Genomic DNA, 9,406 nt, shown 5'->3' with positions numbered 1-9,406 from the left:
ACGTCCGTGAATAAGGTTATCTTTTCTCATGTATATAGTATAGCATAAATACCCGATAAATACTATTATCAACAGGAATATCAACCATACACATAGTACGAGGGACAATTCATCTCCCCATTGAAATGGGGAGGATTCTTGTCTTTACGTCCTAAAAACCGATAGAGATCCTTTTTGCGAAACCCGCGCATGTACCGTTTCAATTCTAAGCGAACCGTTTCCGCATTATATCCAGTCAGAGACGGCAGAACCTGCTCGGCAATTTTACGAAGAGGGTAATTGGGGTTCAACCAAAGTTGAACGGCTTGATCAATACGCTCAATAATTTGCTGCGTCGTTAACTTCGCCAAGTAGGCGCTGCGCCGAGTCAGTACTTCATCACAAATCACGGCTAATTTCTCCCCACTTAAGACCGGAAATTGCAGGGTATATTCGCCATACTCTTGTTCGCGATACGCATCAAAGGTGATTCCGTCGGGAACAAAATAAGCAGGGATCAGGGAATGTTGTTCTTTTTCTTTTGGCAAATTTCTCACTTCCCTCCTTTGGGTTTTGCAGATCGTTAACTTTTTTTCTGTTCCGCAATGAGCTGATCAACCGCTATCGAACAGCCGCGAGGTTCCGCTCCCTTCGATCTCCCAAGTAAGGTAAAACCCTCTTTGGTCTTGTAGCCGATATCCTCCGTCAGAACCGCTAAGCAAGAATTCCAATTTGCTAAGTCATAATGGGCCAGCAAACCGGTTTCCCCGTCAGGAAGAGCTTCCAGCGTATTCGGATCTAAGACCTGAACTTGCGTCCAGGCGGGTCCTATTTTATCATAAATCACCGGGCCCCCGGAGAGATAGGTTTCAATTGTGCGATCATACATCTGTGAACAGAGTTCCGTCATCCCATACATATTGATACAGAGTTTCCGAGGGACATCAAAGAATTCCTTGAACCAGGCATATAATTCATCACTCGTCACTTCGCGAGCCTGCCCTTTTAACCCGCCTGTATCAAACACTCTGCTTCCTTTGGGCAGTTGGAACTTCTCCCCTTGCTCTCGGCAATAATCTACGAAATGCACATAAGCAAAGGTCGCGCCCAGCAGAAGAACGGGCTCTTGCTCTTCTGCGCTTTGTTTGAGCGCAGCAACTAAGCCTGGCATATCAAACCCTGTTTCTTCATGAAAGAAAAGCTGACTCCCTTTACTCCCCAATTCTCTGACCGCTAGGGATAAGTATCTTGACAAAGATGACTTCTGATTCACATCTTCACCGGGGGATAGCACGAAAATCCTCATTTTCTCCCGATCGGGGAGGACATAATTTTTGAAAGGAAAAATCATCGACGCATCCCAGACCTTAAAGGTCGGATGGTAATTACGGCCTTTTTTTTCTGGATTAGTACTGCCACTCGTCATAAAGACAGGAATCGTCTCGTCAATAGGTTCACACGCTAGGGTGGACTCCTTAAACATTTGATAAGAAATCGGGGGAATATCCTGCCAGCGCTTAACCGTTAGCGGCAACTTGCGGCGAGCCTGACAATATTTTTTAAAAACAGGATTCCATTGATATTGAAATTGAAAAAGTTTTAAGGCTAAAGCATTGAAGTCTGCACTAATATCTGGAGAGGTACTCGCTTTATTTTTAAACCTCTGGATATAGTCAAAGATGTCTTGAACCATTTCTTCAGATTCTGCTCTCATAGAGTTCTACTTCTTTCTTTTTAAAATTTATAAAGTAAAAATAAAAACCGTTCATTCGAAAATGAGCGGTTTTTTACTCCAATATGTCTGTCCCTCCGCTGGCATTATCCAGATCAGGTATCACGGTCGGCAGTGGTCTCAACTACCCTCTCAGCTCAATTCCTCAAGCTCCCTCTATTCAGTTAAATTCTTCTTCTAAATTCTACTTCGTATTGAGTAAAGATTAGCACGTTTGACGGAAACGTTCAAGTTTCAGCCTGATTCAGCTTGCGTTTTAGTCCTTTCTAGCATCTGGTAATTTCCTTGACTTTCGACGTATTACATGCTATTTTAATCAATATCTAACCTGATAGTTAGGCAGGGGAGCTGGATAAGGTCGGCTGAGATTTAGACCTGTTAAAGTCTAAGACCCTTTGAACCTGATCTGGATAATCCCAGCGTAGGTAAGCAATACTCTGTATTAAAAGAGCACACCCCGCCTGGAGTTGTGCTCTTTCTCTATGTTTAAGTCATTAATTTTTATTCCAAAGGAGGAATTTCTGGTGAAAAACGTTTTAACCATCGCTGGCTCTGATAGTAGTGGCGGTGCCGGAATTCAGGCTGATTTAAAAACCTTTTCTGCTCATGGTGTTTTTGGTATGAGCGTGATCACTGCTGTCACTGCCCAAAATACCCAAGGCGTGTTTGCGGTTCAGGATATTGATCCTGACGTCATTGCCAAACAAATTGATGCAATCTTTGAGGATATCGTCGTCGATGCGGTTAAAATCGGGATGGTTTCCCAAATTCCCACGATTAAAATCATTAGCGCAAAGTTGAGAGAATACGCTCCGGAGAAGCTGGTTGTTGACCCTGTGATGGTCTCCAAGAGTGGCTTCCATCTTCTCAATCCCGATGCAGAGCAAACGTTAATTCAAGAATTGTTACCGTTAGCTACAGTGGTTACCCCCAATATTCCCGAAGCAGAAGTAATGACCCATCGATCGATTCATACCCATGAGGAAATGGAAGATGCAGCCAAAGCCATTTTTCAGATGGGCGCTAAAAATGTCTTAATTAAAGGGGGACATCTTGAAACAGACTCTACGGATATTCTTTATGATGGTCAGGAATTCATTCCTTTCTCATCTGCTAGGATCAATACAAAGAATACCCATGGAACCGGGTGTACGTTATCCTCAGCCATCGCCTCGAATCTTGCGCGTGGAATGAACATTACGGATGCGATTGCTAAAGCGAAGGAGTATATCACGATCGCGATTGAGCATTCGTTAGACATCGGCAAAGGCGTAGGCCCAACCCATCATTTTTATAGTCTGTATCAGAAGGCTGGACTTCTCGACGATTAAAACACGAATAAAGATTTTCAGAGTATTAGGAGGTTCTATATTGATGAACATACCAGAAAAAATGGCGGCTGCTTTATCGGCCGTAAAAGAGAAAAGCCCGCTTGTCCATCACCTGACGAATTATGTTACGGTCAATGACTGTGCCAACATCGTTATCGCCATCGGAGCCTCTCCTGTAATGGCGGATGAACTAACTGAAGTTGAGGAAATGGTGAGCATTGCTTCGGCCTTAGTCCTCAATATCGGAACCCTGAATTCCCGAACGATCGAAAGTATGCTTGCTGCCGGTAAAAAGGCGAAATCTCTTGGCATTCCTATTATTCTTGATCCCGTAGGTGTTGGGGCAACGACTCTACGCACAAATACCGCTCAACGAATCATCGACGAAGTTCAGCCCACTGTCCTTCGAGGCAATATGTCGGAAATTAAAGTGTTAGCGGGTCTTAATGTTCAAACCAAGGGAGTCGATTCCGTCGCAAGTGAAGAGAATGGCAAAGTCATTGCAAAAAAACTCGCATTGGGATGGAATTGCATTGTTGCCATTACCGGTAAAACAGATATCGTATCAGATGGCAAGCTGGTCTGCCAAATCGACAATGGCCATCGCATCTTATCGGATGTTTCCGGCACAGGATGTATGGCCACTTCCCTCATCGGGGCTTACTGTGGTGCCAATCAAGATTATCTGACGGCGACCGTCGCCGGAATCGTCTCCATGGGGCTTGCCGGTGAGCTCGCCCAGCAATCGCTTACTCCTGAAGAAGGAATTGGTACCTTCAAGATACGTCTATTAGATAAAATCTATAATATGACCCCTGAAAATTTAGCGAAAGGGAGTAAGGTTACCTGTGAATAAAGCCGAAATTGATTATCGTCTATATCTCGTCACCGACCGTGAAACTCTAAAAGGTCGTGATTTATGCCAATCGATTGAACAAGCGATTGTTGGCGGAGTAACGCTCGTCCAACTCCGGGAAAAATCCGTTTCCACTCGGGAATTCTTAAAACTTGCCCTAGCTGTCAAAGAAATCACGACGCGTCATGAAATTCCTCTCATCATCAATGATCGTCTAGATATCGCTTTAGCGATTGATGCGGATGGACTTCATATCGGCCAGGATGATCTTCCTATGCCCATGGCTCGTAAATTGTTCGGTCCTGACAAAATCATTGGGGTCTCTGCTGGTACCTTAGAAGAATCGCTTCTCGCGGAAAAACAAGGTGCCGATTATCTCGGCGTGGGTGCGATGGTAGCGACCCCCACTAAACCAGAGGCCAAAATCGTGACCTTTGACGAGTTAAAACAAATCAAAAAATCCGTCCATATTCCTGTAGTAGCCATTGGCGGTATACACGAATGGAATGCCCCCGAGGCGATAACTTCAGGAATTGACGGGATTTCGGTGGTCTCCGCTATTTTAGCTCAGGATAATATCCAAGGCGCAGCTCATCAATTGAGAAAGATAATCTCCAAGTAATTTCAATTATAAAATGAAGGATACCATACTAGGGATGTATGGTATCCTTCATTTTATCCCTTTATCTCACCAACTTTCATAGTGTACTATTTCTTCGAGTTTTTTTCTTGGGCGAGCTTTGGGCAACTCATTCGCATAACCAACAGCCCACTACATATTTATCACAAGGTATATTTAAGATGGGTCTAATTTCTTCTTGGATAAACCAGGCCTCCCAGCAAGTACCTAGTCCTAAGTTCTCAGCTTCCAGTAATATATATCCGATGGAAATCGCTGTATCTCTGATTATCTGTTTAACCTCTTCTTCTGGACTAGTTTCATCTACCGAAATGTTTACATCTTCTGGTATTCTACAACGAATATCTGCAATACATACAATAAAAACTGGAGCTGTAAGCATCCATTGTTGATTATGGGATACTACAGCTAATTTTCGTTTCGTTAATTCTGATTTTACGATGATAAAATTCCAAGGCTGTGTGTTACTACCAGATGGAGCAAGCCTTGCACTCTCAATTAGCTTAACTATTTTTTCATCTTCAACTGGTTTATCAATATACTTTCTTATACTTCGACGCATTATAATCTCTTTAATCATGCTTATTGGCCTCCCGTTATATTAAATCTTGTTCCTCCGACTTTCTTTTCGATCTCCCTTACTTCTTCATAGTAATTCCATACATCAACTTTAAATCCTCTATACGAACAGGAACTTCAGTGTCAATACCCCATCTGGCTTTGAGAATCTCTTCCGCTTTAATTTTTCGATTCTGCGAATATTTTTTTGGTAAATATTGAAAGCTGCCCCCGTAAAATACATGAGTGCCCACGAATATATAGTTAAGTGAATCAATTCGAGACCACAAAGGAGAAGGAGGAATAATTAGTGAAACGCAAATCTCAAGTTCTAGTATCCCTTATCTGTACGGCGAGTCTTTTCTTTTCATTCTCTTTAGCCGTTCAGGCCTCACCGGGTAAATCAGCTTCGCATCGCTTTTTCGGTGAAGATCGGTTTGAGACGTCCACTTCTATTGCGAATACGCTTGATGCGGGTCAACAGGTCCAGAATATTGTCTTGGCTTCGGCTCATAATTTCCCGGATGCTTTGTCTGCCAGCACTTTGGCTTTTCAACTGAAAGCACCCATTATTTTGGTCAGCCCGGGGTATAAAGACTCGCTGATGAGCTATAATTATGTGAAGGAGCATTTGGTTACAGGGGGTACGGTTACGATAGTTGGTGGAAATGGGATTATTTCTCACAGCTCTGAGCAATGGTTACTTAATAATGGCTTCCATATCAATCGTTTAGGTGGGGAAGATCGTTTTGCGACCAATGCTCTAATCGTTAATCAGTTAAATGTTGCTAAAGGAACTCCGGTCATCCTTGCTAGCGGTACGGACTTTCCGGATGCTCTGGGAATCTCCTCGCTGGCAGCAAGTAGAGGTTGGCCTATCTTACTGAGTAACTCTTCTAACCTAACGCAGTCGGTTCAGAACTTTTTGACTAGTGACCAACCGACTGAAGTTTATGTCGTCGGTGGCAAAGAGGTTATGCATAATGGCTTGCTTGACCAAATCCAAACCCTATCTCCCAATTCTCAAATCCAGCGGTTAGGTGGTGCTGACCGTTTTGAAACCTTAGCTCAGATTCTGAACAAGTTCTATCCAAATCCTACTCAAATTTATGTTGCTAATGGTTTTGATTTCGCTGATGCCCTTTCCGGTAGTACGCTTGCTGCTTCACAGGGTTCTCCTATTCTTTTGGTAAATCCTCGGAGCGAAGATTTGCCGAAGAGTATAGAAGCCTATTTGGAAATTCTAAGAAATAACAAAGTGCAGCCTCAGGTTAACGTTTTAGGAGGCGAAGGCGCAGTTTCGGAACGTCTGGTCGATAAAATTAATCAAGTTTTACAAAACGGAGGAGAAACGACAACAACCACATCAGCGCTAACAGTAAGAAATTCATCGACCACAGGCTTTATCGTAGCCGTGAATCCAGCCGTGGATGACTTGAAGGTAAATAACTTTACACTTCTTAACAGTTCAGGAGACTCAGTAACGATTACAAGTGCAACTGCTTTAGATGACGGAAAAGCATATGCTCTGACCGCCTCTTTGACTGCTGGTCAAATCTACACATTAACGGCAACCAAGGAAGGTCATACCTTCGGAACTGCTCAGAACGTGGTCGTACCTACGACTAATTTCTCGGAAACGCTGACTATTAATGAACCATCAACAACAGGTTTCTCAGTGACAGTGAACCCGGCACTGTATGGTTTGAACGCAAACCATTTTATACTCCTAGATGGCAACTCACCTGTAACGATTAGCTCGGTAACGACAAGCGGTGGCGCGACCTATAAGATTGGAGCAACGCTGGCAGCGGGTCATACCTATACCGTAACTGTGGCTAAAAACGGCTATTACTTCGGGACAGCACAAAGCGTAGTTGTACCTTCGGCCGCTACCGTTTCTAACGCGGTGATATCGAACAGCAGATATATTGTCTTAACAATGAGCAGTGCTTTAACAGGCTCGCTTGGCAATCCGGTAGCTTTTAAGGTGACAGGGGTAGCTTCGACACCGACAGTTACTAACATTGCAGTATCCGGCACAAAAGTAACCCTGACGCTGAGTTCGGCAATTGTAAGTACTGATTCCAATGTCCTAGTAAGCTACGACAAGACAGGAAGCTATGATCTGTCCAACGGTGCTCCAGTAGCAAACTTCAGTATCCAGGCCGTTAACGAATAAAATAGCATGCATTATGCCTGCTTTAATTCAGGTAATTTTAATATTCAAGTTGAATTTAAGTTCCTCTTTCTTTAATGTCTCTTCAATGTGTTTTATATCTTCTATTTCTTGTTTATATATGGATACATCCTCTAAAGCCACCCTGTGTTTAGTGAATTTAACCTGTTCTTCACTAAGGCGTATACGGATAACTTCTGTGGGCCCATCTATGTGTTCCTGGGTAGTTGAAGCCAGTGTTTTCTTCTCTATTACGAGCTCTTCGCGTTCAACAGGCACAGTAAAGCTTTTTTCCTCCGTGAAAGAATCCCTATAAATCTTAACTTCTCCTGTTTGCATCCACTTTTTTGCTAAATTGAGTTGTTCCTCTTTAATCTGAAGGGTCACCTCTTTACTGTCGTATATGCTTTCTATCGGTATACTTGTTTCTAGCATATCTTCAGCATTTATATTTTGTGTGGCCTTTGTCATAACGTTGCTGCCCTCCACTTATTCGGAAAAACACCACACCAATCCTGCTCAGGATTGGTGTGGTGTTTCCTGCTTTATTAATGGTAATCTTGATCAGTTACTTCGTCTACTAAATCGGGGTTACCGATCTTATTTACCCGAGCTTCTTCTCGTTTAAGGGTTTCATCTATATGCTTTGTATCTTCTACATCACGTTTGTGAGCAGAAATTTCCCCTGATACCACTGTACGTTTATCTACTTCAACTCTCTCTTCACTCACAGGAATTCGGATGGTTTCTTCGTCAGTTATGGGAGAATCACTTTGTTCATTGTTTAAGGTTCTTCTTTCAATTACAACTTCTTCACGTTTTATTGGAACATCAACTATCTTTTGTTCTTCAATAATTTCCTTACTAAGCTCCACTTCACCTGTCTGCACGCTGCTTTTGTCAATATTAAGCTCTTCTTTGCGGAGAAGCAGTGTTGCGTCCTCATTATTAGTTTCTTTTTTAGTGTCCTCGCCGTTTCCAAAAATAGCATCAAATATACCCATGTATTAAACACCCCTTTCTTTATATATATTGCCCTTCAAGGGCTAAATTATCCTGAGAACGTTCGTCAATGCATATAGAAGCAACTTTTTCTTTAATTGAATAGTATAACCGGGGTGGTAAAATGGCGTATTCTATTAACGTTTCTCTAAGTAACAGACAACTCCACTTATTACAAGATGGCCGAGTGGTTCGGTCCTATCCGGTTGGAATTGGCAAGATCGCTACTGCAACACCTTCCGGCACATTTAGGATAATAAACAAGGCCCCAAACCCTGGTGGAGCCTTTGGAGCCATGTGGATGGGACTCAATAAACCTCACTATGGAATTCATGGCACCAATAATCCTCAATCCATAGGTCAGTATGTATCTAAGGGATGTATAAGAATGCACAACCATGATGTATTAGAGCTTTCACGAATTGTACCGATTGGAACCACTGTCACTATTCGGCCTTAATCAACGATTGCGATGCTCCAGTTGACTCCATAACGACACGGGTTTCCTCTGTTAGTGTGTTGATCTGATTTGCCAGATGTTTCAAGTCACTTTCCGTGTGTTGCACCTCAAATGCTTTATGAAGCACCTCCCCATACGTACTAGTCTGCCCAGATCAACTTCTGTTGTTCACAGAAGTCTTTCATGAAGGAACGCTGTGAGCCGTCTTTGAAACGAACATTAATCACGTTCCCCACCTCACTAACGATGACTCCCTTGCCAAAGGTTTTATGGGAGACCACTAACCCTGCAACGAGATCACTCTGGAGGACTTCCGCTTCCTTTTGGAGGATCTCTTGCGGAGGTTTCCCTTCCATAACAAGCGCTGCCTCGCGGACAAAACGGGACGCTTTAACCCGTTTATTATGATAATAATCCATTGTGCATAGGGTTACCCGCCTTTTAGCCCGCGTCATCCCGACATAGAAAAGACGCCTTTCCTCTTCCAATAATTCGTTCTGCCCACTTTTTTCAGCCTTTATCGTCTCTCGTTCAGGAATGATGCCTTCGACAAGGTCCACAAGATAAACCTGTTCCCATTCTAATCCTTTAGCGGAGTGGATCGTTGAAAGGGTCACGGCCTTACAGTTTTTATTTTTATTGGAAGACTTCATTTGTTCTTCGAGATAG

At 43.1% G+C, this 9,406-nt stretch carries 10 protein-coding genes, 1 pseudogene and 1 riboswitch; of the genes and pseudogenes, 5 read left to right on the top strand and 6 right to left on the bottom strand.

Translation table 11 applies throughout. The annotated features are described in order from the left end of the window. Positions 1 to 80: 80 nt before the first annotated feature. Both VM640_RS06995 and VM640_RS06990 read right to left on the bottom strand, forming a co-directional pair. A complete protein-coding gene (locus VM640_RS06995; RefSeq protein WP_325390708.1) occupies positions 81 to 527 on the bottom strand; it encodes an acyl-CoA reductase in 447 nt (148 codons plus the stop codon). 35 nt (positions 528 to 562) lie between these two features. Continuing rightward, positions 563 to 1,693, bottom strand: coding sequence for a LuxE/PaaK family acyltransferase (locus VM640_RS06990; protein WP_325390707.1), 1,131 nt, complete (start codon positions 1,691 to 1,693; stop codon positions 563 to 565). Between the two features lie 349 nt (positions 1,694 to 2,042). Then, a riboswitch (TPP riboswitch) is annotated at positions 2,043 to 2,156 on the top strand. A gap of 79 nt (positions 2,157 to 2,235) precedes the next feature. On the opposite strand from VM640_RS06990, the gene thiD reads away from it, so the two are divergent. From thiD to thiE, 3 genes are read left to right on the top strand one after another with little or no spacing between them, the layout of a single operon-like run. Beyond that, on the top strand, positions 2,236 to 3,042 hold the full coding sequence (gene thiD, locus VM640_RS06985) for a bifunctional hydroxymethylpyrimidine kinase/phosphomethylpyrimidine kinase (RefSeq protein ID WP_325390706.1): 807 nt from the start codon (positions 2,236 to 2,238) through the stop codon (positions 3,040 to 3,042). 43 nt (positions 3,043 to 3,085) lie between these two features. After that, the gene (gene thiM, locus VM640_RS06980) at positions 3,086 to 3,898 is read left to right on the top strand and encodes a hydroxyethylthiazole kinase (protein ID WP_325390705.1); all 813 of its coding nucleotides are present in this window, start codon (positions 3,086 to 3,088) and stop codon (positions 3,896 to 3,898) included. Then, positions 3,891 to 4,520, top strand: a complete 630-nt coding sequence (gene thiE, locus VM640_RS06975; RefSeq protein ID WP_325390704.1) for a thiamine phosphate synthase — start codon at positions 3,891 to 3,893, stop codon at positions 4,518 to 4,520. The genes thiM and thiE overlap by 8 nt, the downstream gene beginning before the upstream one ends. Before the next feature lie 66 nt (positions 4,521 to 4,586). Here thiE and VM640_RS06970 read toward each other — a convergent pair. Beyond that, positions 4,587 to 5,118: pseudogene (locus VM640_RS06970) on the bottom strand (nitroreductase family protein). Positions 5,119 to 5,406: 288 nt separating this feature from the next. Here VM640_RS06970 and VM640_RS06965 point away from each other — a divergent pair. Next, entirely contained in the window at positions 5,407 to 7,278 is a 1,872-nt protein-coding gene (locus VM640_RS06965) for a cell wall-binding repeat-containing protein (RefSeq protein ID WP_325390703.1), read from the top strand. Positions 7,279 to 7,305: 27 nt separating this feature from the next. Here VM640_RS06965 and VM640_RS06960 read toward each other — a convergent pair whose 3' ends face one another. Both VM640_RS06960 and VM640_RS06955 read right to left on the bottom strand, forming a co-directional pair. Next, on the bottom strand, positions 7,306 to 7,746 hold the full coding sequence (locus VM640_RS06960) for a YsnF/AvaK domain-containing protein (RefSeq protein ID WP_325390702.1): 441 nt from the start codon (positions 7,744 to 7,746) through the stop codon (positions 7,306 to 7,308). Positions 7,747 to 7,823: 77 nt separating this feature from the next. After that, entirely contained in the window at positions 7,824 to 8,279 is a 456-nt protein-coding gene (locus VM640_RS06955; protein WP_325390701.1) for a YsnF/AvaK domain-containing protein, read from the bottom strand. Between the two features lie 122 nt (positions 8,280 to 8,401). Here VM640_RS06955 and VM640_RS06950 point away from each other — a divergent pair, with 122 nt between their 5' ends. Next, entirely contained in the window at positions 8,402 to 8,737 is a 336-nt protein-coding gene (locus VM640_RS06950) for a L,D-transpeptidase (protein ID WP_325390700.1), read from the top strand. A 140-nt stretch (positions 8,738 to 8,877) separates the two neighbouring features. Here the strand turns inward: VM640_RS06950 and VM640_RS06945 are convergent. Then, the coding region (locus VM640_RS06945) for a 3'-5' exonuclease (protein ID WP_325390699.1) at positions 8,878 to 9,406 on the bottom strand (529 nt) is incomplete at its 5' end.

This window comes from Desulfitobacterium sp., assembly GCF_035539115.1.
In the GTDB taxonomy this organism is placed as follows: Bacteria; Bacillota; Desulfitobacteriia; order Desulfitobacteriales; family Desulfitobacteriaceae; genus Desulfitobacterium_A.
This window is presented reverse-complemented; position numbering and strand designations above follow the sequence as displayed.

Excerpts from the sequence above, each read along its gene's own strand:
- thiM (WP_325390705.1), top strand. The coding sequence starts at position 3,086 with ATGAACATACCAGAAAAAATGGCGGCTGCTTTATCGGCCGTAAAAGAG.
- VM640_RS06990 (WP_325390707.1), bottom strand. The coding sequence starts at position 1,693 with ATGAGAGCAGAATCTGAAGAAATGGTTCAAGACATCTTTGACTATATC.
- VM640_RS06960 (WP_325390702.1), bottom strand. The coding sequence starts at position 7,746 with ATGACAAAGGCCACACAAAATATAAATGCTGAAGATATGCTAGAAACA.
- VM640_RS06955 (WP_325390701.1), bottom strand. The coding sequence starts at position 8,279 with ATGGGTATATTTGATGCTATTTTTGGAAACGGCGAGGACACTAAAAAA.
- VM640_RS06950 (WP_325390700.1), top strand. The coding sequence starts at position 8,402 with ATGGCGTATTCTATTAACGTTTCTCTAAGTAACAGACAACTCCACTTA.